This is a genomic window from Rhodococcoides kyotonense, from assembly GCF_001645385.1.
Classification (GTDB): domain Bacteria; phylum Actinomycetota; class Actinomycetes; order Mycobacteriales; family Mycobacteriaceae; genus Rhodococcoides; species Rhodococcoides kyotonensis_B.
The window spans coordinates 121,993-147,201 of the sequence record NZ_LVHI01000002.1 but is presented as its reverse complement, the minus strand read 5'-3'; the positions used below and the strand labels follow the sequence as shown (position 1 = coordinate 147,201).

Sequence of the window (25,209 nt, the reverse complement as noted above, 5' to 3'; positions counted from 1 at the left end):
ACACACCGACCTGCTTAGCTATGGCCTCGGCCGCAGCAGTCATCGACGGGTACTCCCCGCCGTGGGTCTCCAACAACCGCAACGCCCGCGCACGGACCTCCGGATCGATCTTCTTAGGCATGTGCTCATCCTTCCTGACTCAGAAGGAAGCGGCATCAAACCTGGGGTGATTCAGCACGTCCCGCCTCGCTCGACGATCAACAAGGTCCTGCGCCGCCACGGATTGCTGGAATCGAACCCCAAAAAGCGACCCAAATCGTCCTACACACGATTTCAGTACGCACAACCGCGCGACTGCTACCAAATCGATGCCACAGAAGTGGTTCTCGCAGGAGGCCCGAAAGCAACGGTCTTCGAAGTCCTCGACGACTGCACCCGCACCCTGGTCGCCACACTCGTCGCCGACGCCGAGACAGCCAAGGCTGCTGTCGCCGCAATCAACACAGCATTCGACGACTACGGAACCCCGGCAATGGTGTTGTCCGACAACGGAACCGCTTTCACAGCCAAACGCACCAAGGGGGCGCAGTCGCAGTTCACCCGCTTCGTCACCGAATCCGGTGCACGGCTGATCCACTCGAGTCCGTATCACCCGCAAACCAACGGCAAAGTCGAGCGACACCACCGCACCTTCAAGCAATGGCTCGACCATCAACCACGCCGCCCCGCCACCCACTCCGCCCTGCAAAAAGCGTGCGACCGCTACCAGAAGTTCTACAACACCGAACGTCGCCACAGTGCGGTGAACATGCCTCCAGCGCAGGCATGGGCCAACGCGGCGACGCTCGGAGGACCCGAACATCTACCGCGTCAGCTCGATGCCACCATCGGACACCACAGCGTCTCCGATTCCGGTGTCATCAGTGTCGGCCACTCATCGGTCTCGGTCGGGCGAGCCCACGCAGGCTTGAAAGTCACAGTGCTGCGCAACGGCGACCACGTCACCGTCTTCCACATCACCGGCGATGTTCTAGGACACCTACACCTCGACCGCGACAAGCGATACCAAGGACAACTCCACGCCCCCGCCGCCTAGAATCGACTCTCACATCTATGTAGACATCGTGTCTCACATCTATGTAGACAGCACACATAGCCCTCTATGTATTTCTACGCACATGCAACTGGTTGCATACTCACCTCGTTGCATACATACTGATGCCCGTGGCTCTCGAACATGCGATTCTGGTGTCTCTTTCCGAGCAGTCAGGCTCGGGATACGAGCTTGCCCGCCGCTTCGACAAGTCGATCGGCTTCTTCTGGAGCGCCACCCACCAGCAGATCTACCGTGTGTTGACGCGGATGGACGCGGCTGGCTGGGTCGCAGGCACCGTTGTTTCCCGAGACGGCCGACCCGACAAGAAGGTCTACTCCGTCGCCGACGCGGGCCGGGCCGAGCTGGATCGCTGGATCGCCGAGCCCACCGACCCGAGCCGCCTACGCGACGAACTGGCCGTGAAGATCAGGGGTGCCGGACTCGGCGACGTCGAGGCAGTGAGAACCGAGGTCCGACGCCACCGCCAGGTGCATTCCGAGCGCCTGGAGATGTATCGACTGATCGAAAAGCGGGACTTTCCGTCACCGGAAAGCGTGGAGGGGCCTGTATTGCATCAATACCTGGTGCTGCGGGGCGGAATTCGAGTCGAGGAGGGGTTCACGCAATGGTGCGACGAGATTCTGGAGAGACTGTGACCGGGGCGAGCAGGTATCCGATTCTGTTGTCCCCGTTGGATGTCGGCAGGACGATGCTGAAGAACCGTGTGATCATGGGGTCCATCCACACCGGCTTGGAGGACCGTGCGCGCGACATCGACCGCCTCGCCGAGTACTTCGCCGAGCGGGCACGCGGGGGCGTCGCGCTCATCGTCACCGGCGGTTACGCGCCGAACCGAACGGGTTGGCTGCTCCCGTTCGGCGCGAAGTTGACGAACAGACTGGAAGCACGCCGACACCGCCGCGTCACCGAGGCCGTGCACCGTGAAGGCGGCAAGATCGCTCTGCAGATTCTGCATGCGGGTCGATACTCCTACCAGCCGTTCAGTGTGTCGGCGTCGTCGATCAAGGCTCCTATCAATCCTTTTCGACCTCGAAGGCTGACGTCTCGCGGAGTGCGATGGCAGATCAGGAATTTCGTTCGATGCGCGCGGCTCGCCCAATCCGCGGGATACGACGGCGTCGAGATCATGGGCGGCGAGGGCTATTTCATCAACCAGTTCCTGTCCGAGCGCACCAACCGCCGACGCGACGAGTGGGGTGGCAACGCCGAGAATCGCCGACGTATCGCGGTCGAGATCGCACGGGGAATCCGCAGTGCCGTCGGTGACGACTTTCTGGTGATGTTTCGGCTGTCGATGGCCGACCTCGTCGAAGGCGGGCAGAGCTGGAACGAGATCGTCTCTCTAGCACAGGATCTCGAACGTGTGGGCGTCGACGTCATCAACACCGACATCGGCTGGCACGAGTCACGTGTCCCGACCATCGTGACCTCGGTACCTCGTGGCGCATTCGCCGACATCACCGGCAAACTCGACAAGCACGTCGACATCCCGGTGGCGGCGTCGAACCGCATCAACATGCCCGACATCGCCGAGAACATCCTCAGTCGCGGTGACGCCCAACTGATTTCGATGGCCCGCCCCATGCTCGCCGACCCGTTCTGGGTGCGCAAGGCGGAAGCGGACGACGCCGACGCCATCAACACGTGCATCGCGTGCAATCAGGCGTGCCTGGATCACGCATTCGTCCACAAGACCGTGTCCTGCCTGGTCAACCCCCGGGCCGGCCGTGAGGTCGAGTTGAAGCTGCTCCCTGCGAAGCGCACCAAGAAGGTGGCGGTCGTCGGCGGAGGCCCTGCAGGTCTGTCCGCTGCGCTCGAGTGCGCGCGCCGCGGGCATTCCGTCAGCCTGTTCGAGGCACGTCCCGGTCTCGGCGGTCAATTCGGTATCGCACAACGCATCCCGGGCAAGGAAGAGTTCTCCGAGACGATCCGCTACTTCACCACTGCCCTGCGCGACGCCGACGTCACCCTCCATCTCGGTCGGCGCGTCACGGCCGCGGAACTCGTGGACGGCGAGTTCGACGAGGTCGTCGTCGCGACCGGCGTGGTTCCCCGCATCCCGTCGATTCCAGGCATCGATCACCCATCGGTGCTGTCGTACGCCGACGTCGTCGAGCACGGAAAACCGGTGGGTGATCGCGTCGCGGTCATCGGTGCGGGCGGCATCGGCGTCGACATCTCCGAATTCCTCACCACCGACGCCTCCCCCACACTCGATCTGAAGGAATGGAAACAAGAATGGGGCGTCACCGAACCCGAGGCCGCGCCCGGCGCGTTGACGACGCCCGTGCCTGCGGCGTCGCCCCGTGAGGTCTTTCTCCTGCAGAGGAAGAAGGGCCGCATCGGGGCAGGTCTCGCGAAGACCACCGGCTGGGTCCACCGCGCTGCCCTGAAGGCCAAGGGCGTGCACGAGATCTCCGGCGTCAACTACGAGCGCATCGACGACGACGGACTGCACATCTCCTTCGGCGAGAAGCACGAGAAGCCGCGCGTGCTCGACGTCGACACGATCGTCGTCTGCGCGGGCCAGGAATCGGTACGCGACATCGCCGACGACCTCGACGCAGCAGGCGTGACGACGCATGTCATCGGCGGCGCCGACCTGGCCGCGGAGCTGGACGCCAAACGCGCGATCGAGCAGGGCACACGCCTCGCCGCACGGTTGTGACCGCATCCATTACCCTGGCTGACCGTGAGCCTGCCGAGTCCTGCACCCGAAGCCCGCGCCGTCGTCACCGGCGCCTCCTCCGGAATCGGAGAGGCGTTGGCGACCGAACTGGCCGCCCGAGGCCATTCCCTGATCATCGCTGCCCGACGCGGCGACCTCCTCGAGAAACTGGCCGCCACGTTGCGCGCGGACCACGGCGTGACCGTCGACGTGTGCGTCGTGGACCTGTCGGACCGTGACGCACGCAAGCCGTTCACCGACGAGCTCGCCGAGCGTGAGATCAGCATCCTGTGCAACAACGCGGGCATCGCGACGTTCGGGCCGGTCGCAAACCTGGACCCGTCGTACGAGCGCGCACAGGTGGAACTCAACGCGGTCACCGTCCACGATCTGACCCTCGCGGTTCTGCCCGGGATGGTTGCCCGACGCAGCGGCGGAATCCTGATCGTCGGCTCGGCGGCCGGCAACATGGCAATCCCGAACAACGCGACATACGCGGCGACGAAGGCGTTCGCCAACACGTTCTCGGAATCACTGCGCGACGAGCTGAAAGGCAGCGGCGTGAACGTCACGCTGCTCGCACCGGGTCCGGTCCGCACCGAGACTCCCGACCCCGCCGACGCGTCGATCGTCGACAAGGTGGTCCCCGGCTTCCTGTGGGTCGACAGTGCCTACACCGCGAAGCTGTCGTTGGATTCGTTGGCCAAGAACAAGATGCGCGTCGTACCCGGCTTGATCAGCAAGGGCATGTCCGTCGCCGGTCAGTACAGCCCGCGCGCCATCTCGGCGCCGATCATCGGCAGTTTCTACAAGAAGCTCGGCAGCTGACGCCCACTCGTGAGTGCGAATGTAGAGCGGGCTCTACATTCGCACTCACGGGTGCGTCAGCGCTTACGCCTACGCCCCGTCCCGAAGATGCTGCGCGAGATCTCCCGCCCCGCAGCCGAAGCCGCCGATCGCAGGAAGCTCTTGACCGCCGGGTTGCTCATGATCCGTTCGGCCGCGGACGGCCCCTCGGGCGCCGGGGGTGGCAGGTCGGGAAGGTCGGCGGGCAACGGCGGGATGTCGAATGTCTCGTCGGGTGCAGGCACGTCGACGACACGTGCTGCGAGCTTTTCGTAGGCCGACTCACGATCGATCGTGGTGCGGTACTTGCCGTTCAAGGCGCTCGCCGACGCGGCCTCGGTGATCGCGTCGTTCCCGATGGTGTCCATGAGCGAGCGCGGCGGCCGAATCCTGGTCCACGCCACGGGCGTCGGCGCTCCCTTCTCGGACAGGACCGTCACGATCGCTTCGCCGGTGCCCAGTGACGTCAGCGCTTCCTCGAGGTCGTAGATATCGGTCTTCGGGTAAGTGCGCACCGTCTTGGTGAGCGCCTTCTGATCGTCGGGTGTGAACGCGCGCAGAGCATGCTGGACTCGCGCACCGAGCTGCGAGAGAACCTCGTTGGGGACGTCGGTGGGCAGCTGCGTGCAGAAGACGACGCCGACGCCCTTCGACCGGATCAGCTTGACCGTTTGTTCCACCTGTTCGAGGAACGCCTTCGACGCGTCGGCGAACAGAAGGTGCGCCTCGTCGAAGATGAAGACCACCTTGGGCTTGTCGATGTCGCCCACTTCGGGGAGCGTCTGGAACAGGTCGGCCAGCACCCACATCAGGAATGTCGAGAACATGACTGGACGTGCTGCCTGCGAACCGAGTTCGAACAACGTGACGACGCCTCTGCCGTCGGCACCGACACGCAGAAGGTCCTCGGTGTCGAGCTCGGGTTCGCCGAAGAACGTGTCGCCACCGTCTGCTTCGAGGTTGACGAGCGCGCGAAGGATCACGCCCGCCGTGGCCGCCGACACTCCCCCGATACCCTTCAGGTCTGCTTTGCCCTCGTCGGACGTCAGGTGGGTAATGACGGCTCGAAGGTCCTTCAGGTCCAGCAGCGCCAGTCCCTGCTTGTCCGCCCAGTGGAAGATGAGGCCGAGGGTGGACTCTTGAGTCTTGTTGAGCTGCAACACTTTGCTGAGCAGAATCGGGCCGAACGCGGTGATGGTCGCGCGGACGGGAATGCCGATTCCGTCGGTCCCCAGCGACAGGAATTCGGTCGGGTACGCGGTCGGCTGCCATTGGGCTTCGCCGCACTCGCGGGCACGAGCCCGGATCTTCTCGTTGTCCGCGCCCATCGCCGACAGGCCCGACAGGTCTCCCTTGATGTCGGCCATGACGACGGGCACGCCGGCCGCGGACAGCTGCTCGGCGGTGCCCTGTAGCGTCTTCGTCTTACCGGTTCCCGTCGCACCCGCGACGAGTCCGTGCCGGTTCAACGTCGCCAACGGGATGCGAATGCGCGCCGACGGGTCGACGACGCCGTCGACCATCACCGTTCCGAGTTCGAGTGCGGCGCCCGACGTCGCGTACCCGGCTGCGATCGTTGCGGCGACGTCGTTCTGCACAGCCGCATCGGTTGTGCCCCGAGACTGCTTCTCCTCGGCTTCTGCCGCTGCTGCAGCCGCTTCCGCCGCCTCCGCAGCAGCAGCCGCCTCCTGTGCGATCCGGGCGGCCTCGACCGCCGCGGCCTTCGCTGCCTTCGCCCGTTCCGCCGGCGTCGACGTTTCGGTGCTGCTCGGCTGATTCGGATCGACCGACATGTCTCCACTCCCTCTGAAACGAACGCGCCCCGCTGATTACACACTGTCGATCATCACCGCACACCATAGGGACCGGCCGTGCGCACTAGTGTGTCTGTCGTGCAGGACAAACTTGTGTGGATCGATTGCGAAATGACCGGTTTGGATTTGTCGAAGGACAAACTCATCGAGATTGCGGCGCTCGTCACCGACAGTGAGCTCGAAATTCTCGGCGAGGGCGTCGACATCGTCATTCACGCCGACGACGAGGCGCTGGCGGGCATGCCCGACGTCGTGAAGAAGATGCATGCCAAATCCGGTCTCACCGAGGAGGTACGTGCCTCGACGGTCACCATCGAGGAGGCGCAGAAACAGGTCCTCGACTACATCCGCGAACACGTGCCCGTGGCGTCGACGGTTCCGCTCGCCGGCAACTCCATTGCGACGGACCGCGGATTCATCGCGCGTGACATGGCCGACCTGGACACCTACCTGCACTACCGCATGATCGACGTCAGCTCCATCAAGGAACTGTCGCGTCGCTGGTACCCGCGGATCTACTTCGGTCAGCCGACGAAGGGGCTCGCGCACCGCGCCCTCGCCGACATCAAGGAGTCGATCAAGGAGCTGAAGTACTACCGCCAGACGGTCTTCGTACCTCAGCCCGGCCCCTCCACCAGCGACATTGCAGCAATCGTCGAGGGTCTCGACACGCAGTCGTAGGGGCGATTAGGAACCTGGGAACCGAACCGCTAATATTGTCGTCGCTGCTGAAACAGAGCCTGAACGGGCGAAGAAGAAGTAGCTATGGTGGGTGTAGTTCAGCTGGTAGAGCACCAGGTTGTGATCCTGGGTGTCGCGGGTTCGAGTCCCGTCACTCACCCCATCGAGAGCAAGAAAGCCGGTCTCCGCACGGAGGCCGGCTTTTTTGTGTCGCAAGCAGGCACCGATCGCTACCCGCCACGCATTCGCACACACGGTCGAAAATCGTGAATTACCTTGTTGTAATTCATCTTTCGAGTTTCGCATGTGATTGATGTGACGTACGGTTACTGATGGCACTTTTGGGGAAGAAAAGTACCGATGTTGAAGCTGTGATCACGCGGCTCTGATTTGTCGTGCCCCCAAACGCGTCGCCAGCAGTTCGAAGCCCGCCGTACGCGTGCGGGCAGAGACGAGGAGGTACGTCACGTGGGTCGACGAATGCACACGGTGATCGCAGGTTCGGTGTTGTCGGCAACGCTGTGCCTCGGCGGGGCGGGTCTGATCAACCCTGCCGTGGCCACAGCGCAGCCGACCATCGATCTGCCCGAGATCCCGATCCCGCAGCCCGACGCACAACAGCGCGCGGCAATTCTCACTGCGGTCCTGGATGCGACGGGCGTGCTCATCAACGAGGTTGCCGCCGTCATTCTCGACTCGGACTTCGGACCGACACCCGACACGACGGACGAGTCGGAGGATTCGACGCCGGAGGTGGAAGCCGCTCCCCCGTCCGTCGGCCTGGGTGGATCGATTCTGCCGCTCCCGGCGCGTAGCTACGACATCAGCTCCGGATACGGCGGACGAAACAATCCGACCGGCAACGGCGCTCAGTTCCACCAGGGCGTCGACTTCGCAGCACCGTCAGGAACCGCGATCTATGCCGTGACGGGAGGAACCGTCGAACAGGCGGGTGACGCGGGTGACGGGTACGGGAACCTCGTGCGGATCAAGAGCGGCAACACGGTCACCTATTACGGACACCAATCGGACATCGATGTCTCCGTCGGAGACACCGTGCAACCAGGCGACCGCATCGGGTCGGTCGGAAGCACCGGCAATTCCACCGGCCCGCATCTGCACTTCGAGGTGAGGAACAACGGGTCAAGCATCGAACCCGTCGCCTACCTGAAAACCCTCGGCATCGATCCCGCGCGGTACCAGAAGGACGACGGCGACTAGACCGCAGTCGCGTTGCCTGCCTTCCACTGATCCCACGGGATGTTCCAGTCGCCGAGACCGTCGACCCCGGACAGGGTGCCACCCACGGTGTTCTTGACGACGACGATGTCCCCGCGCTTGGTGTTGTCGTAGACCCACTTGGCGTTGGTCGGGCTGAGATTCAGGCAGCCGTGGCTGGCGTTCGAGTAGCCCTGCTGCCCGACCGACCACGGCGCAGAGTGGAAGAAGATGCCGCTGTAGGACATCCGCACCGCCCAGTCGACGGGTGTGCGGTAGCCGGCAGCCGAGTTGACCGGCACACCGTACGTCGACGAATCCATGACCAGGTGATCGAACCGATCGCCGATGATGTAGACCCCGTTGTCGGTCGGCGTGCTGTCCTTGCCCATCGACGTCGGCATCGTGATGACGTCCTGGCCGTTGACATTGAACGTGACCTGCTTGGTGTTGTCGTCGGCCGTGGCGACGACGGCGTCACCGATGGTGAACGACGCGGTGGCGTTCTCCTGCCCGTAGATTCCGTCACCGAGGTCGCGGCCGTAGACGTTGACCGCAACGTCGACGCGGGTGCCCGACGCCCAGTAGTTCTGCGGCCTCCAGCGAACCTCGCGGTCGTTGACCCAGTAGAACGCGCCCTCGACGGGTGGCGTCGTGGTCACTTGGATGGCGTTCTGCGCGGCGATCTTGTCGGTGATGGTCTCGTCGAACTGCACCGCGACGGGCTGGCCGATTCCGACGACCTCCCCGTCGGACGGCAGCAGGTACGGCTTGGTGAAGTTCCCCGGCTGACTCGTAGTGAAGCTGGTGACGGTGCTCGACGCTCCGCCGAGGCCGTACGCGTCGGCCTGGACACGATATTCGCGGTTGTAGCCGAGCGGTTCGGTGTTGGTCCACGACAGCCCGTCCGGCGCGATCGCCCCTGACACGACCTTGCCGTCGGGGTTGAGCATCGTCACGGATCCGAGCTTGCCGTCGGTCACCGACACGGTCACCGGGTCGGCGGGCGAGAATCCGACGGCACCGTCGGCAACGGTAGAGCTCACTTTCGGCTTCATGAGCTCGGCAATGGGGTTCGAATCGATCGGAGCTACCGCCTCGGTCGTCTCCGTCGTCGTTCCACAAGCGGACAGGACAGCTACCGCAGCGAGTGCCGCGACAGCGCCGAGTACCGTTCCGCGCCAGACCTTCATGAACCGCCCCACTTCCACACCAACCGATTACGCACGTACCGAATCGGACATTCCGGGAGGATAATGCCAGCTCGCAGCCTGCGTCTCCAACTGAAATGCCGTGAGTTCGAGTAACGTTCCAATACCAATCGGCATGTTCGGGGTTCGTGTTACGTCATCAACACCCGCAAACGGCATGATGACGCGTCACACGTCAGCGGAAGCTCATGTTGTCGTCGACGAGCGAACCGAATCGCAGAACCGGCAGGTCGCGGAAGTAGTTCATCCGCAGGCGCCAGGGAGCCTCGGATCCCTGCTTCGGAAACGTGTCGACGGATCGAAGCACGTACCCGGCGGCGAAGTCGAGGAAAGGCTCCTCCCCGACCGACTGATCGCGCTTCAGCCGCACCTCTCGGTACCCGGACTCGTCCATGTGTCCGAGCAGCCTGGACACGTAATCGCAGACGAGGTCTGCCTTGAGCGTCCAGGACGCGTTGGTGTAGCCCACGACGAACGCGAAGTTGGGCACGTCGGTGAGCATCATGCCCTTGTAGGCCATCGTCTCGGTCAGATCGACGGTCTTGCCGTCGACCTCGAGGTCGACGTGACCGAAGGCGACGAGGTTCAGGCCCGTTGCCGTCACGACGATGTCGGCGTCGAGGTGCTTCCCCGACCGGAGCCGGATGCCGTCCTCGGTGAACCTGTCGATGTGATCGGTGACGAGTTCGACTTCCCCCTTGCGAATGCACCGGAAGAGATCGTTGTCCGGCACGAGGCACAGCCGCTGATCCCACGGGTTGTACTTCGGCGTGAAGTGAGTGTCCAGGTCGTACCCCTCCGGCAGCCACTTCTCCTGCAACTTCCGGATCTGCTTCTTCATGAAGTTCGGGTACCGCTGGCACAGCACGTACATACCGATGGCGGTGACGGCGTTCTTCAGACGCGTGATGCCGTACGCAGCTTTCGACGGCAGGTACTTGCGCAGCGCGAGTGCGACCGGGTCCTTCGACGGCAGCGACATGATGTAACTCGGCGAGCGCTGCAGAAGAGTCACGTGTTCGGCGTCGTGCGCGAGGTTGGGCGCCAGGGTGATCGCCGTCGCCCCGCTTCCGATCACCACGACCTTCTTGCCCGAGTAGTCGAGGTCCTCGGGCCACAACTGCGGATGCACGACGGTTCCGCGGAAGTCGTCGACACCCTCGAACTCCGGCGTGAATCCCTTGGCGTAGTCGTAATATCCGCTGCAGCACATCAGGAACGACGCTTCGAACGTGACGGTCGCGCCGGTGTCCGATCTTTCCGCGACGACCGTCCACGTCGAGGTGGCGGTGGACCACGAGGCTTTCACGACGCGGTGATGGAACCTGATGTGCTTGTCGATGCCGCCGTCGCGCGCGGTGTCCTCGATGTATTCGCGGATGTCCTTGCCGTCGGCGATCGACTTGTCGCCGGTCCAAGGACGGAAGTTGTATCCGAGCGTGTACATGTCCGAGTCGGACCGAATACCCGGGTACCGGAACAGGTCCCAGGTCCCGCCGATCGCGCCGCGGCTCTCGAGGATCGCGTAGCTCTTGCCGGGGAGCTTGCTCTGGAGATGATGCGCCGCACCGATTCCCGACAGACCTGCGCCGACGATCAGGACGTCGACGGTCTCGGCCGCATCGGACGATTCGGACTCGCGGGACTCGGAAGGGGAAATGGTTGTCATGGAAAGGCTTTCGTGTCGGCGGGGCAGGCTAGTGAGCTACGTTGCGCTTGCTCGTCGAGCGACCGAGCGCTTCGACTTCGGCGTCCATCTTCGGGAGCAGGCGTGGCACGTGCTTCAGGATGGCGCGATCACCGACGGCCGACTGCAGCACTCCGCGAAGGAAGCCTGCAGCACCTACCCACCGAGGCACGTAGACCTTGCGCTTGCGGCCCTCCAGGCCGTCGACGAACGCGTCGACGCACTGGTCGACGGTCATCGTGCGCCCGAACGGACCGGGCATGACGCCGAGCATCTCCCGGAACGCACCGAGGTCCGCTTTCGCGTCCTGAACGAGCGGGGTGTCGATCCACGCCATGTGTGCGGATCCGACGCCGACGCCCTGATAGGTGACTTCGAGCCGGAGCGCGTTGGCGAACTGCTCGACACCCGCCTTGCTGGCGTTGTACGCGGCGAGACCGGGGCACGCAGCGTACGCGGCGAGCGAGGACACGATCAGGATGTAGCCCTTGCGCTCGATCAGCGACGGCACGGTCGCACGAGCAGTGTTGAACACGCCGAGGAGATTGACGTCGAGCACTCGCTGGAACGTCGCCGGATCGACCTTCAGCACCGATCCGTAGCTCGCGATTCCGGCGTTCGCCAGGACGAGGTCGAGGCCACCGAACTTCTCGATGCCCGCCGTCGCGGCCGCCTGCATCGCTGCGAGATCTCGCACGTCGGCGACGATGCCCAGCGCGACGTCGCTTCCGAGCTCTGCTTCCAGATCGCGGAGCGGCTCTGCGTCGACATCGGTGAGCACCAGCTTGCTTCCGCGCGCAGCGAGGGCGCGTGCGGTCTCGGCGCCGATTCCGCGCGCGGCGCCGGTGATGAACACGACCTTGTTCGCGAGTACGGACACGAGAAGTCCACCTCCATGTTCCGGTCCCCCCGTTTTGGGAACTGCTACGTGTCACTTTCCATCTGATACTGATCGGTGTCAAGATCGGGGGGTGAGCACTTCCGACACTCGAGCACTTCCTGGACGCCCCTACCGCGGCTCGTCGTCCGACCAACGTCGAGAAGACCGCCGAGAGAAGCTGCTCGACGCTGCCGTGGAACTCTTCGGAACCAGCGGATACCGATCCGCGTCGATCGACCGCATCTGCGCAGCCGCGGGCCTGACGAAGCGCTACTTCTACGAGTCGTTCGACAGCAGCGAGGATCTGCTGAAGGCCGTCTACCGTCGCGCGACCGCCACGATGCTCGGCAGCATCGCAGTGCCGTCGGACGGCCGCAGCGCGTCCGCCGAACAGGTGCTGCAGGCCGCCCTGGCGAACTTCTTCCGCAGCGTCGCCGACGACCCGAGATCGGCGCGTATCGTTCTGCTCGAAGTCCTTGGCGTGTCGTCCGAGGTCGACGCGCTCTACAGACAGACGACGGCGCTGTTCGTCGACGCAGTCCTCGCGCTCGCCGCGTCCGTGGGTACAGCGCACGGGCTCGCGGGGCCGAACCGTCGAACTCTCGCAGTCGGACTCGTCGGGGCCGTGCTGATGATGACGCAGCAGTGGGTCCTGGCTCCCGACACCGAGTCTCTCGACGACGTCATCGCGGGTGCTCACACCATCCTCGGTGCAGTGGCGTTCGGACGGCTCGACTAGCTCCAAGTCGTTTCCAAGTGGGCGGGTGCAGTCTTTCCTCATGAGCGCACCGACCCTCCCCCAGTTCGCCGCCCCGCAGACCGCAACCCGGCTACGATCCGCGCGAGTGCAGTTCTGCGACCGCGACGACGCCGAGATGTTCCTCGAATGGCTGCACGCGCGCGCCGCATCGTACGCACGCGCCGACGAGACTGCGGAGGTCACGTTCCCTGTGTTCGTCTGCACTGCGGCCGACGCCTACAGCGTGTCCTCGGCTCTGACGTGCGCCGTGTTCGGCGATTCCGATGTCGTCGATCTTGTCGACACGGTCGCCGTTCGGGTCGAGCAGGCCACGCTCCCCGCGGTTTTCGGACCGTACGCGACCGAGCGAGGATGGGAGGTCATGTACGCACTGTCACTGCGATGACGGCACCGCGGCGAACACGAGTTCGCGAACCTCGCCGCGGGTCAGCTGACGCCCGACCTCGATGTTTCGCCGGAGCGTGTCGTCGTCGACGGCCGACCGGATCTCCTGGTCGTAACGTCCGATGTCGATCGGATCCATCGCCGACGGAACGTAGCCGATCATCTCGACCTGACGATCCACGACGCCCAACAACCGTGTCGCCGAATCGATGTCACCCCGCCGGAACAGTGCGTACGCAAGCGTTGCAAGCCCCACCATCCACGACGACGTGTCCGATACGGAGTCGCACGCGTCGATCATCCGTTGGAGTTTGAGTTCGGCAGGTCCTCCCCAACGGCCCTGCGCAAGATCGACTTTGGCATGGATCCACAAGGCGGATGCTTCGCACCACTGATACCCGCAGTCGGCGGCCACGGCCGTCGAGTACTCGAGCAGCTCCTCGGCGCGGATCATGTCCCCACTGCGGAGAAAAGCCGTCCCAGCGGACATCAACGCTTCGGCTTTCGTGTACGGCGCGTCGAGAGCGTCGGCCACGACGAGCGCCTCGTCGGCATGCACGACTGCTTGTTCGGTCAACCCGGCACCTGCCTCGAAGAATGCCAGCGACACGAGCACGTCCGACCGCGCCACCTTGTCGGAATGAGTTTCCGGCTCCAATTCCCCCAGCCTGCCGAAGGATTCGAGCAAACCCGAGATGTCGCCCGCGAGGTACCGCGTGATGGTCAGTCCCGCCACCGCCCGGACCAGGACACCGATGCCGATGTCCTTCGCCTTCATCGCCGACTCCAGGTAGCGAAGCCCTTCCGCGACGTGACCGCGGCGGTACCAGAACCAGTACAGGCTTCCGACGATGCGTAGATAGGTCTCCGACGTGTTGTCCAGATGTTCGAGAGCCGAACGCACGTTGGGCATGTCGTGATCGAGGCGCGTCATCCATCGTGGGCACTCGGGTCCCCGCAGACCGAAATAGGCTTCTTCCGCCATCGCGACGACCCACTCGGAGTGCCGTTGGCGCAATTCGGCCGACCGGGCCGGATGACGATGCAGCGCAGCGAAACTCCGCAACGTCTCCAACATGCGGTACCGCCGGGGATCACCGCCCGAGGACTTGATCAGCGACTTGTCGATGAGTGCGCCGAGGTCGGCGATGATGCCGCGATGGCCGGTTACCGTACGCGCCGCGTCGAGATCGAAACCACCGTCGAAGATCGCCAGATCTTCGAACAACACCTTTTCCGACGGCGCCAGACTCGCGTACGACCACTCGACCGCAGCGAGCATGGTCGAGTGCCGGAGATTGGTTCTCGGTCCACCGCGCAGTACCTCGAACCGGTCGTCGAGATTGTCGACGAGTTGACGCACCGACAGCGTACGACACTGTGCCGCAGCAAGTTCGATGGCGAGCGGCATTCCGTCCAATGCCCCGCACAGCTTGTCGAGTAGCTTCATGTCCTCGGTACTCGGATCCCAGCCGCCGGATTGCTGCGACGCACGATCGACGAACAGTCGAACGGCCGCGCCGCCGGCCCCGGAGGACAGCGACGGCGTGTCGTACACGTACTCGCCGTGCACGCCGAGCGCCTCGCGGCTCGTCGCGAGTACCGAGACTTCCGAACACGACGCGAGCACTGCTGCGACGAACTCGGCGACGGGCCCGAGGACCTGTTCGCAGTTGTCGAGCACGAGGAGGGTACGACGATCGCGCAAGATCGCCTCGAGCGACGACATACCGCCGGACACGCTCACCCCGAGCGCGGTGGCGATGGCGTCGACGAGCAATCCGCCCTCCCGGACGTCGGCGAGTTCCACGAACCAGGGGCCGTCGGAATCCCGACGCCGACGCGCCACCTCGAGTGCCAGCCGCGTCTTCCCCATCCCGCCGGGTCCGGTCAACGTGACGAGCCTGTTCGTGGCTCCTGCAGACTCGACGGCGAGCAGATCGTCGTGCCGGCCCACCAACGGTGTGGAAGGGATCGGAACGAGGCTGTGCCGAGCCGGCGGACGTGCGTCCGGTATCTCGGCGACGGTGACGTCGAGTGCCGAATCCTGCCGCAGGATGGCGTCGTGCAGCGCGATCGAACTCGGTCTCGGATCCGCGCCGAGTTGATCGGCCAGACTCTCGCGGGTTGCGCGCAGGGCCGCCAATGCGTCACCCTGCCTACCCGCTCGGTACAGCGCGAGCGCCAACAACTCCGAGGCACGTTCGCGAAGCGGATGGTTCCGGATGTGCGCCTCGAGCGCCGCGGCGGCCGACGCGTTCTCCCCCAGGGCTATCGCCGCATCCATGCGATCTTCGAACACCCCGAGTCGACGCTCCTCGAGGTGCCGGATCTCCGCCTGGGCGAACGGCCGGTCGGCGCAATCCGCGTGCGCGGGACCACTCCAGAGGTCGAGTGCCTCGCCGAGAATGCGGTGGGCGTCGGCGAACCGCTGTTCGTTCAGTGCTTCTTTCCCGGCGTGCGCGCCCGCCAGAAACCGCGTCGAGTCGAGACCGTCGTCGGGAAGGACGAGGGCGTACCCGGGCCCGCGCCGGACCAGCACCGTCGGCTTGGCGGTGCCACGGTTCGGTTCGAACGCCTTGCGCAGCGTGGAGATGTAGCCCTGCAACGTCAGCGATGCCGTCCTCGGTGGCGAGTCGCCCCAGAGGTCGTCGATCAGGGTGTCGTCGGCGACCATGTGGCCACCTGCGATCGCCAACCGGGCAACGATCGCGCGAGGCACGGGCCCACCGAGTGCAATCGGCTCGCCGTTCAGGAATGCCTCGATCGGCCCCAGAACGCGCAGCTCGACGCGAGCGTTCGTGGTGGCCTGATCTGTCGACACCGATGGATCATAAAGTGCCACCGGTCTTTCGTCTCACCGTTGGCACGACCCGGGCCCGGACCCCGCCGCGCGGGGACCGGGCCCAGGACGTCCGCCACCTACTCGGACGTGACCGATCGCCGCGTGGCGAGCAGTACCCCAAGGATCGTGTAACCGAGGACCAGTTGGACGGAGCTGACGACCAGTCCGGCGTCACGCACGATCATCACGAGCGGAATCGTGGCGACGAACCAGGATTGAGCCCACAGCGTCCACCACCGGACGACTCCGGTCCATCGTCCCGCGATCGCAACTCGTATGCCGATACCGACCATGCCCACCATCGACAGGGGCCAGCACAGGTCGAACGCCATCCACACCGCTGTGTCGTGAAGCAGCCAGAACGCGTCCAACGTCGACGAGACCAGTGCGCCTGCCATGAACACGAACTGTCCGACGTAGAAGCCGCGGGCGACGCGGCCGTCGCCCATCGCGTGCGTGCGTACCTGCAAGAGCAACAGCCGGACGACGCCGATCTGAAAGGCGATCGCAGTGGCGCCTCCGACGAGCGATTGCCACCCGAATCCCTGGTGGTCGCCGATCGCGGGCATTCCGACGGCCCAGGCCGTCGTGCCGATTGCCAACAGAATTCCGGTGTTGCGCACGGACTGCGGTGTCACGACACTTCTCGTGCGGTGTGAGTTCTCGAGAACGGCCATCGTCTCAGCTCCTCGTATGAGTGGAAGGTTCTTCTGGCTCACACGATCGGCGGTTCTACTGGGAAGTCACTGGGGATCCACTTGGACCGCCTGCTTCTCGTAGAGCTTCTGCTCGTAGGACGCGCCGTAATACTGCTCGAGCTCGGCCAAAGACTCGGGCGAGTCCGGCATGACCGCCCTCGTGATCTCGGAGACGGTCGGCAGGATCGAGGGATTCCACGTCTCGGGCTCCCACAACTTCGATCGCATGAACGCCTTGGCGCAATGGAAGAAGACTTGTTCGACTTCGACGACGAGGCACAGGATCGGCCTGTGGCCCTTGACCACCATCTCGTCGAAGAAGGGCGCATTCTTGATCAATCGTGCTCGGCCGTTGATGCGCAATGTGTCACCGCGACCCGGGATGAAGAAGTTGATCCCGACGAACGGATTGGCCAGCACGTTCCGGTAGCCGTCCATACGTTTGTTGCCCGGGCGTTCGGCGATCGCGATGGTCGTGGAGTCGATGACGTGGGCAAGCAGGCCCGCAGGGTCACCCTTCGGCGAGACGTCGCAACGGCCGTCGGCGTCGGCGGTGCCGATGAGGCAGAACGGAGACTCCGCCAACCAGCGGACATCGATCGGGTGCAACGACGACCGGTCCTTGTTGGCAGCTCGGTAGCTCGGGGTACCGAACATGTCGGTCAGCTCGTCCGCGTCTCGAATCTCGTCCCAGGTCACGCCGCGAGCGTAACGAACCCCGCACGTGCGCGTGCACTCGCGTGGATCCACCGACATCGCTCCGACATCGTGTCCCCGAACGGAGCGAGGGCGGCCCCCAGTCACTCAGAGTGACCGGAAAGCCACACTCGGTCCGAAACCCACCTTCGGGACGACGCTTCGAATCGCCGGCGGGCAACGAAGCCCCCGACCGGTTCTAAGCGGGGTGCCCCGCAGTGAAACTCGCGACCCGGTCGTAGGCCAGCTTGGGAGTGAAATCCCGCCGCAGCAACCCGAAGTTCTGCTCCGGGTCCGAGGCGTTGGTACCGGCATCGCGCGAGGCGTACACGAATGCAGGACCCATCCAGGAGTTACCGAGCACCGCGTCCATGACGATCCCGATCGTGTCCGACTGCACCTGCTCGGTGACGGCATTCGACGCGGTACCGGTCGGCGCACCGAACTCGGTCAGCCAGATCTGCTTGGCGCTGTCCCCGCCCGCGACCATGATGTCGCGCATCGGCCACATCGCCTGTGCCGTACTCCAACTCGCAGTGCTCGGGTCGTTGGGCAGATACGGATACGTGTACGGGTGGATGTTGAACGCGTCGAAGTACCGATTTCCGCCGACGTCGTACATCGCCTGCAGGAATGCTTTCGGGTTGATGTTGACACCGTTGCTCTCCGCGGGTGCGAGTCCGCCCGACAGCACAGTGGCTTCCGGTTGCGCCGCTTTGATCGCCGTGTAGGAGGCGCGAAGCAGGATCGAGTACTGGGTGGGATCGGGCGCCGGCTTGAAGAAGCCGACGATGTTCGGCTCGTTCCATACCTCCCACAGATTCATGTAATCGCGGTAGCGCTGAACGACAGTCGACGCGAAGGCCGCGAACGCGTCCGGATTGGCCGGACGAGAATGCGAGTCGTTCGAAGCACCCGCCACGCGCGCCCACTGCGGCGTATAGGCGATGATCCCCAGGGGACACAGGCCGTGCCCGACAATCGCCGAAAGAATCCGGTCGGTATTCGTCCAATTGAACCGGCCTCGAACCGATTCTATTGCGGACCAGTCGATGTCGACGCGAACTCCGAATACCCCGGCATCACGCATGAGGGTGAGTTCACGGTCGACGTCGGCGTCGGAGGCACCGCCGATCGAGGCACCTGGGGAGACACCGATACGAGGTGCGCTCGACATACCGGAACACTTCCCGCCGGACATCGGTGCGGCCTGAGCCGCCGTAGGAGACACGAACGCTGAAAGAAGTAACAGGACAAGGGTGGCGAGCGTGAACAGCTTCGGCGTCACGCTCAGCTGTACACGCTGAATCACCGGAGAAGGTTAACGCACTACCACAGAAAAGAAGAATCTTCGCAATTTGCAGAACGAATGAAAGCGAGGTTTTCACCGGTCTGCACTACCATCGGGAAAATGACTATCGGAGTTCCAGGGTTCGACGATCGGCTCGAGGAGATTCTCGGACAGCAGGCCGAAAAGGCAGGCGAGTCGGTGGACGCGTACGTGCGACGCGCGGTCGTCACGCGTTTGGTACAAGAACTCACCGACGAAGACCAGTCCGAACTCGGACAACTCCTACGTCATCTGAAGGAGGTGCAGATCGAGGCCCCGGCGCCGATCGTCGCGCCGGCCAGCGATCGGCCACTCGACGACCCGGAGCGACTCGCCGCCGTCGAACGTACCGGCCTCCTGGACTCACCACGAGAAGACAGCTACGACCGACTCGTCGCAATGGTCGTCGACGCACTGCAAGTGCCCTCTGCGGCAGTGTCGCTGATCGACAATCGCCGCCAGTTCTACAAGAGCGCAGTGGGCCTGCCCATAGAGCTCGACCAAGCACGCGAACTTCCGGTGGACCAATCGATCTGCCAGTACACGATCGACGGCGGTGACATTCTGACCGTCGAGGACGCACGCCTGCACGACGTGTTGAAGGACCATCCTGCCGTCCTGAGCAAGCTGGCCGTGTCCTACATGGGCATCCCACTGAAGGACGACCAAGGCCATGCGGTGGGGACGCTGTGCGTGTGGGACGACCAGCCACGGGAATGGACGGTCGGCCACCAACAAATACTTCAGGACCTCGCGTGGATCGTTCGCGAGCGAATCTTCGGCTGAACGTTCGCAATTAAAACTACCGCCCTGTAAATCCACGTAGAAACCGGAAGTCTGCCGCTTTTCCGTAACAAGATCGATAGGGCAATGACGTTTCCGAATTGCCCGGCTCGGATATTGTTCGAAGGTGCTCGCTACTCGAAATCGGTCCCAAACGGGAGTTTGACTCGTGTCCAATACACTCGAAAGAAGGCCGGTCAGACCCGGACTCACGCACTCCGACAATCCGGCGCAACAGAGAGGCCTGGCCGATCGCCTCCGGGTGGATCCGCTGCACACCATCGTCACCGTTGCCGTCGATGTACTGACCGCGACTCTGGCCGTCGTGGCCGGTCTGCTCTGGAGAAGCGGAAGCCTCACCGAACTCGGTTTGCTACCTTGGCTTTTCATTCCGATCGTCGTGGCGATCCTCGGCGCGCAATCCCTGTATCGCAGAAGCCTGCGTCGGAACTTTCTCGACGAGGTCGGCCCGGTCGAGACGTCGGTCGCGTTCGCGGTTCTCGCCGTGCTGACGATCATGTTGATCGCGGGCACCGACTATCGTCCCAGCACGCTGATGTTGCGTATCTGGTTGTGCGCTGCAATCCTGCTCGCCGTCGGCAGGCTCGCCCGCGTCGTGATCCAGCGGCGCCTCAGAAGCAAATACCACTCCGCCGCACCGACACTGGTGGTCGGTTCGGGTCCGATCGGCCATCAGCTCGTGGCCCGCATGCGGCAGTTCCCCGAGTACGGTCTCCGGCCGGTCGGCGTCGTCGACGTCGACCAGGTGACGCCTCTCGACCCCTCGGCTGCGGCCGACTCCATCGACGTCCCCTACCTCGGAACACCGAGCGAGTTCGAGGCCATCGCGCGCCGCACAGGTGCCGAAGAGGTCATCATCTCGTTCTCGACGGTCCGAGACGAGGAGCTCGTCGCAGTGGCCCGCAGCGCACACAAGCTGGGCATGCGGGTGTGGGTGGTGCCCCGCCTGTTCGACACCGTCGGCAACAAGACCAGAGTCGAGCACATCGGTGGCCTGCCGTTGATGGTCATGCCGCACGTCGACCCGAAGGGCTGGCAGTTCCTCGTCAAGGGAGCGATGGACCGCACCCTGACCGGCCTCGGCCTGCTGCTCATATCCCCTCTTTTTCTTCTGCTGATGCTGCTGGTCCGGTTGAGTTCACCCGGCCCGATCTTCTTCGCTCAAGAACGTATCGGTCGTGACGGAGTTCCATTCGACTGCTTGAAGTTCCGTTCGATGCGTCCACCGCGGCCGGAGGATGCCGAGTTCGTGCGCACCGAGGGCTCGGCGCCCGGCGGTGTGGAAGGCGTCGATCGCCGCACCAAGATCGGCAAGATCATGCGTCAGACGTCTCTCGACGAGCTCCCACAGCTGCTCAACGTTCTCAAGGGCGACATGAGTCTGGTGGGACCGCGGCCCGAGCGGCCCGTGTACGTGGACCTGTTCGAGATGCAGATCCGACGCTACGGCGAGCGTCACCGCGTCAAGGCCGGCGTGACCGGATGGGCACAGGTGCACGGTCTTCGCGGCCAGACGTCTATCGCCGATCGCGCCGAGTGGGACAACTACTACATCGAGAACTGGTCGGTCTGGCTCGACATCAAGATTTTGTTCCTCACCGTGCTCGCGGTGTTGAAGCGGGCAGAGGACTGATTCCATGAGTCGCGAAGACTCATCGGGCGTCTCGTGATCACCGTCGTCGCTGCGGCTTTGGGTGCCGTGATCGTCGTGATCGTCGGCTGGTTCGTCGCTCGATCGATCTGGTACCGGCCGCAGCGTGGCGTTCTCCTTCTTGCACTGGGGGTCCCGTTCAACGGGCTACTGGTGCTGCTTCCGGTACCCGGGTTCGTGTCGGGGTGGAAAGAAGGCCTCGTCCTGTTCACGTTGATCTGCGCGTGGCTTCGTCGCGACAAGCGCCCGAAGGACAGCGGACCGAGACGTGGCGGCGCCCCTCTTCTCATGCCGTGGTGGCCTGCGGTTGCCCTGTACATCGCGATGGGCGTCGTCTCCGCCCTCGCGGTGTTCGGGTTCGTGGGCATCTTCGCGATCAAGGTGACCTTCTTCTACATCCTGTTGATCGGCATCATGTGGCTCGCGCCGTTCGACGCCAAGGATCGCGACGCCATCGTCAGCATCCTGATGGGGGTAGGCGCCTTCACGTCGGCCGTCGGCATCGCCCAGTTGATCGCGGGGCCGGCAGCGCTCGTCTCCCTCGGTTACGAGTACGGGACGCAGGTGCGCACGTCGGGTGGCCTGCTCCGTACGTTCAGCACGTTCAACCTGCCGTTCCCGTTCGGGTTGTACGTGATGCTCGCATTGTTGGTCGGCGGTGCCGTCGCTCTGGCCGAGCCACGTCGGCGTCGAAACCTGTTGTTCCTGTGCGCGTCTCCGGTCATGGTCGTGGCGATGGCCAGTTCGATCGTGCGCGGCGCAATCCTCGGCCTGATCGTCGGACTGATCTACCTGATCGCTATCCGGTTCCGATTCCTCGCTGCTCCCCTCGCCGTGGCGGCGGCCGCCGTGGCGGTGATCGTTCCGTTCGTACCGAAGATCACCGAGGTCTTCTTCTCGTCGAGAAGTCTCGGGCAGCGCAGTGATGGTTGGAACAACATCATCGCCAGCATTCAAGTTCATCCGCTCGGAACCGCACTAGGTTCCAGCGGATCGGCAGCCGACCGAATATCCACTGCATCGGGCGCCTCGTTCCAGACCGAGGACGGGCTCTCCACCAACTACCAACCCGACAACTACTACGTGAAGGCCCTTCTCGAGCTCGGACCGATCGGACTGTGGGTCGTGGTGGCACTTCTCGTCACCGCACTGATGTGGTGCACCCGCTTGTCACGGTCCATGCCGGGCCGCGACGGCGCCCTCGCACTCGGCGTCGGCGCATCCATCGTCGCCGCGATGTTCGCTTCGCTGGTGTCCACGTATTTCGAGATCTTCCCGACCGACGTCTATTTCTGGTTACTGTTAGGAGTGGTGGGATGCGCAGCGGCGCAACACGATACGTCTACGGTGCGCTCGCGCTTCGGCCCGGCGGAAGCGGGGTTCAGACCTACATCCGCGAGTTACTGAACGAGCTCCCCGAGCAGCTTCCGGGAGCCGACCTGAACGCCGTCGTGCAGGAAGATGCCGTCGGCGAGCTGCCCGCGGCCGTCACGCCGTCGACGCGCAGGGTTGCCGACGGCGCCGTCCGCGCCGTGCTCGGCGCACTCCCCGTCGGACCCGCCGATGTCGTCCACGGCTTGGATGTGGACCTCCCGCTCGTGACCCGAGCGTTCAAAGTCGCCACCGTGCACGACCTTTCGGTGATCGACATGCCGTCGGCATCGAGCCGGTTCCGAGCTCTGGGAGAGCAGCGCCTCGTGCGGCACACACTCCGACGCGCAGATCTCCTCCTCGCCGTCTCTCAGTTCACCGCCGACCGAATCAAGTCGGTGAGCGGACGCGACGCAGTGGTGACGGAGCTGGCACCCGCCGCATGGGCGCGGCCCCCGAAAGAAGAGGAGGTCGAGGCGGTCCGCGCGAAATACTCGCTGCCGGAGAAGTTCGTCATGCAGGTCGGTACCGTCGAACCTCGCAAGAACGTCCAACTCGTCGCGGACGCGGCCGAGAAGGTCGGCGTCCCATGCCTCCTCGCGGGAGCCGGATCGACGGGTCCCGACAAGCCGACGTCGGCCGTCGGCCTCGGTTACGTCGACCTCGACGACCTTCCTGCGCTCTACGCGGCCGCAACGGTGACCGCGTACGCGTCGCGTTACGAGGGCTACGGCCTGCCACCCGTCGAAGCAATGGCATGTGGCGGTGCCGTCGTCGCCAGCGCGGTCGGTGCACTCCCCGACGTCGTCGGCGACGGCGCGACCCTGCTGACGTCCGAACGCGTCTCCGACTGGGCGGACGCCATTCGCCCACTCGTCTTCGACGACGCCGCACGAGACGCGTCGACCACGGCGGCTGTCGCGGCGGCCTCTCGAATGAGCTGGCGACAAACGGCCGAGAAGACCGCGCAGGCGTACCGAGGCGCCGGAGTGTGAACGGATGACCGAAACGACTGTCCCGGACGGGATGGAGACACCACCCGACTATCGAGCGATCGCGGCGGACCCGAAAGCCGCGGCCCGGGCGACCGCAGCCGTTCTGATGAGCCGCGTCGTCGTCGCGGCTCTCGGTTGGATCGGCAGCGTGGTCATCGCTCGCACCCTCAGTCCCGACGAGTGGGGTCAGTTCAGTTTCGTCTTCGCACTTCTCGGCCTGATGTCGGTCGTGACCGATCTGGGAGTCGGCCGAGTCGTGTTGGCCCGACTCATCGACCACGACGCCGAGGAGATCGCACGGACCGCATCGTCTTTCCTCGCACTGCGTTTCGTGCTGGGACTGGTCGGCTATGTGCTGGCGATCGGCTACACCGTGGTGCTGGGATATCCGTCCGAGGTCGTGCTCGCTACCGCCGTCGGTGGTCTCGTCGTCGTCTTCGCGACACCGAGTCATGCACTGTCCGTGCTCTTTCAGGCTCGGCACCGACTGCTCCTCGTGGCCGTCGCCGAAAGCGTCGGTCAGGTACTTCAACTCGCACTGACCGTTCTCGCCGCGGTGTTCGCGCCGACACTGCTGTGGTTCGTACTTCCCGCCGTCGCCAACGAGATCTTCAAACTCGTGACGAAGGGCTTCGGAATCCGCAGCCGATCGGTCGGATTGCGGCCATCCCGGCACATCGAGATACGCCGCTGGAGTGCGTATCTCAGGGAAGCAGTTCCGCTGGCGATCGGTTTCGCGCTGACCATCGCGATGCTGAAGATCGACATGTTGATGCTGAGTCTGCTCGATGACTTCGACGCCGTCGGCCTCTACTCGATCGGCTACAAGTTCTCCGACATGATCGACACGTTCACGCTCGCGGCGGTCGCCCCGGTGAGCACGTTGCTGATCGCGTCCTGGCCGGACGATCTGACGACGTTCCGTGAGCGATCACGTTCGGCGGCAACGTTGTTCATCGTCTTCGGCGCCATGGCCGTCGCCGCGCTCTGGCCCTCGGCAGAGCCGCTCATCCGGCTGCTCTACGGCGAGCGATTCGTCGACGGTGCGCAGGCGGCGCGACTGCTCGTGCTGGGCGCGGCCCTCATGTCTCTCGTGATGCTCGGGATCTTCGTGCTCGCGTCGGCGGGCATGCAACGCCACTATCCACTGGTCGCGCTTCTCGGACTGGCGATCAACGTCGGCCTCAATCTGGTTCTGATTCCGCGTATGTCGTTCGACGGCGCCGCGATCTCCACGGTCGTCACGATCGGGGTGACGCTGGTGCTGCTGTGGATCGTCATCGAACGCAGTATGCCGATGTCGGGGGTACTACCCGTCCGATCGGTCGCGGCAGTGATCGTCGTGTGCGCGGCGGTATCCGCGGTCGGGTACTTTGCCGTTCAGGCGTTTTCGGCGATCTGGCTCCCCATCTCGATCGTCGCCGCCGCGCTGGTCGGAGTCGTGGTTTTCGCCATGGTCGCCATCGGTGCCATCGATTCGCCGCTTCCGTCCGCGAACAAGGGCCGCCATGCGCGCCGTTGAGACGCTGCAGAGAAGGAGGTTCGCATGATCGCGTCACCGACCGTATCGGACACGCCGCCGGCTATGGAACCGAAAGCAAGTTTCGTGCACG

The 25,209-nt window shown here is 64.3% G+C and carries 21 protein-coding genes and 1 tRNA gene; 14 read left to right on the top strand and 8 right to left on the bottom strand.

The features are described 5' to 3' along the window. Positions 1-61 precede the first annotated feature (61 nt). The 4 genes from A3K89_RS02360 to cmrA all read left to right on the top strand — a co-directional run bounded on the left by A3K89_RS02360 (position 62) and on the right by cmrA (position 4,553). Positions 62-1,036, top strand: coding sequence for a DDE-type integrase/transposase/recombinase (locus A3K89_RS02360; protein ID WP_367946692.1), 975 nt, complete (start codon positions 62-64; stop codon positions 1,034-1,036). Positions 1,037-1,164: 128 nt separating this feature from the next. Then, complete coding sequence (locus A3K89_RS02355) at positions 1,165-1,692, top strand: PadR family transcriptional regulator (protein ID WP_068421285.1); 528 nt, start codon at positions 1,165-1,167, stop codon at positions 1,690-1,692. Then, entirely contained in the window at positions 1,662-3,725 is a 2,064-nt protein-coding gene (locus A3K89_RS02350; protein WP_068421222.1) for an NADPH-dependent 2,4-dienoyl-CoA reductase, read from the top strand. The genes A3K89_RS02355 and A3K89_RS02350 overlap by 31 nt, the downstream gene beginning before the upstream one ends. A 24-nt stretch (positions 3,726-3,749) precedes the next feature. Next, positions 3,750-4,553: a mycolate reductase gene (gene cmrA, locus A3K89_RS02345; protein ID WP_068421219.1), complete on the top strand. Its 804-nt coding sequence runs from the start codon at positions 3,750-3,752 to the stop codon at positions 4,551-4,553. Between the two features lie 56 nt (positions 4,554-4,609). On the opposite strand, the gene A3K89_RS02340 is transcribed toward cmrA, so the two are convergent. Beyond that, positions 4,610-6,364, bottom strand: a complete 1,755-nt coding sequence (locus tag A3K89_RS02340; RefSeq protein WP_068421217.1) for a helicase HerA-like domain-containing protein — start codon at positions 6,362-6,364, stop codon at positions 4,610-4,612. A gap of 99 nt (positions 6,365-6,463) precedes the next feature. On the opposite strand from A3K89_RS02340, the gene orn reads away from it, so the two are divergent. From orn to A3K89_RS02325, 3 genes are all read left to right on the top strand, one after another. After that, on the top strand, positions 6,464-7,066 hold the full coding sequence (orn, locus tag A3K89_RS02335) for an oligoribonuclease (protein ID WP_084423536.1): 603 nt from the start codon (positions 6,464-6,466) through the stop codon (positions 7,064-7,066). 87 nt (positions 7,067-7,153) lie between these two features. After that, a tRNA-His gene (locus A3K89_RS02330) sits at positions 7,154-7,229 on the top strand. A gap of 305 nt (positions 7,230-7,534) precedes the next feature. Beyond that, a complete protein-coding gene (locus A3K89_RS02325; RefSeq protein ID WP_068421212.1) occupies positions 7,535-8,287 on the top strand; it encodes a M23 family metallopeptidase in 753 nt (250 codons plus the stop codon). Here the strand turns inward: A3K89_RS02325 and A3K89_RS02320 are convergent. From A3K89_RS02320 to A3K89_RS02310, 3 genes are all read right to left on the bottom strand, one after another. Further along, positions 8,284-9,477 carry a L,D-transpeptidase gene (locus A3K89_RS02320; RefSeq protein WP_068421282.1) on the bottom strand — a complete coding sequence of 398 codons (1,194 nt, stop codon included), beginning with the start codon at positions 9,475-9,477 and terminating at the stop codon, positions 8,284-8,286. The genes A3K89_RS02325 and A3K89_RS02320 overlap by 4 nt on opposite strands. 193 nt (positions 9,478-9,670) lie before the next feature. Then, positions 9,671-11,164, bottom strand: coding sequence for a flavin-containing monooxygenase (locus A3K89_RS02315; protein WP_068421209.1), 1,494 nt, complete (start codon positions 11,162-11,164; stop codon positions 9,671-9,673). A gap of 28 nt (positions 11,165-11,192) precedes the next feature. Next, positions 11,193-12,062, bottom strand: coding sequence for an SDR family oxidoreductase (locus tag A3K89_RS02310; RefSeq protein ID WP_068421206.1), 870 nt, complete (start codon positions 12,060-12,062; stop codon positions 11,193-11,195). 91 nt (positions 12,063-12,153) lie between these two features. Here A3K89_RS02310 and A3K89_RS02305 point away from each other — a divergent pair, with 91 nt between their 5' ends. Both A3K89_RS02305 and A3K89_RS02300 read left to right on the top strand, forming a co-directional pair. Next, on the top strand, positions 12,154-12,801 hold the full coding sequence (locus A3K89_RS02305) for a TetR/AcrR family transcriptional regulator (RefSeq protein ID WP_068421204.1): 648 nt from the start codon (positions 12,154-12,156) through the stop codon (positions 12,799-12,801). A 40-nt stretch (positions 12,802-12,841) separates the two neighbouring features. After that, positions 12,842-13,207 carry a hypothetical protein gene (locus A3K89_RS02300; RefSeq protein WP_157105204.1) on the top strand — a complete coding sequence of 122 codons (366 nt, stop codon included), beginning with the start codon at positions 12,842-12,844 and terminating at the stop codon, positions 13,205-13,207. Here A3K89_RS02300 and A3K89_RS02295 read toward each other — a convergent pair. The 4 genes from A3K89_RS02295 to A3K89_RS02280 form a co-directional block, all read right to left on the bottom strand. Beyond that, complete coding sequence (locus A3K89_RS02295; RefSeq protein ID WP_068421199.1) at positions 13,196-16,030, bottom strand: BTAD domain-containing putative transcriptional regulator; 2,835 nt, start codon at positions 16,028-16,030, stop codon at positions 13,196-13,198. The two genes, A3K89_RS02300 and A3K89_RS02295, sit on opposite strands and share 12 nt — an antisense overlap. Before the next feature lie 98 nt (positions 16,031-16,128). Next, positions 16,129-16,728 carry a hypothetical protein gene (locus tag A3K89_RS02290; RefSeq protein WP_068421197.1) on the bottom strand — a complete coding sequence of 200 codons (600 nt, stop codon included), beginning with the start codon at positions 16,726-16,728 and terminating at the stop codon, positions 16,129-16,131. Between the two features lie 66 nt (positions 16,729-16,794). Beyond that, positions 16,795-17,448 carry an MSMEG_1061 family FMN-dependent PPOX-type flavoprotein gene (locus A3K89_RS02285; RefSeq protein WP_068421194.1) on the bottom strand — a complete coding sequence of 218 codons (654 nt, stop codon included), beginning with the start codon at positions 17,446-17,448 and terminating at the stop codon, positions 16,795-16,797. Between the two features lie 196 nt (positions 17,449-17,644). Continuing rightward, positions 17,645-18,757, bottom strand: a complete 1,113-nt coding sequence (locus tag A3K89_RS02280) for a beta-xylosidase (RefSeq protein ID WP_068421191.1) — start codon at positions 18,755-18,757, stop codon at positions 17,645-17,647. Between the two features lie 99 nt (positions 18,758-18,856). On the opposite strand from A3K89_RS02280, the gene A3K89_RS02275 reads away from it, so the two are divergent. The 5 genes from A3K89_RS02275 (at position 18,857) to A3K89_RS02255 (ending at position 25,118) form a co-directional block, all read left to right on the top strand. Next, a complete protein-coding gene (locus A3K89_RS02275) occupies positions 18,857-19,561 on the top strand; it encodes a GAF domain-containing protein (protein WP_068421190.1) in 705 nt (234 codons plus the stop codon). Between the two features lie 166 nt (positions 19,562-19,727). After that, on the top strand, positions 19,728-21,212 hold the full coding sequence (locus A3K89_RS02270; protein ID WP_068421188.1) for a sugar transferase: 1,485 nt from the start codon (positions 19,728-19,730) through the stop codon (positions 21,210-21,212). 33 nt (positions 21,213-21,245) lie between these two features. Then, entirely contained in the window at positions 21,246-22,637 is a 1,392-nt protein-coding gene (locus A3K89_RS02265; RefSeq protein ID WP_068421185.1) for an O-antigen ligase family protein, read from the top strand. After that, on the top strand, positions 22,547-23,596 hold the full coding sequence (locus A3K89_RS02260; RefSeq protein WP_068421182.1) for a glycosyltransferase family 4 protein: 1,050 nt from the start codon (positions 22,547-22,549) through the stop codon (positions 23,594-23,596). The genes A3K89_RS02265 and A3K89_RS02260 overlap by 91 nt, the downstream gene beginning before the upstream one ends. A 4-nt stretch (positions 23,597-23,600) precedes the next feature. Then, complete coding sequence (locus tag A3K89_RS02255; protein WP_068421172.1) at positions 23,601-25,118, top strand: flippase; 1,518 nt, start codon at positions 23,601-23,603, stop codon at positions 25,116-25,118. Positions 25,119-25,209 lie beyond the last annotated feature (91 nt).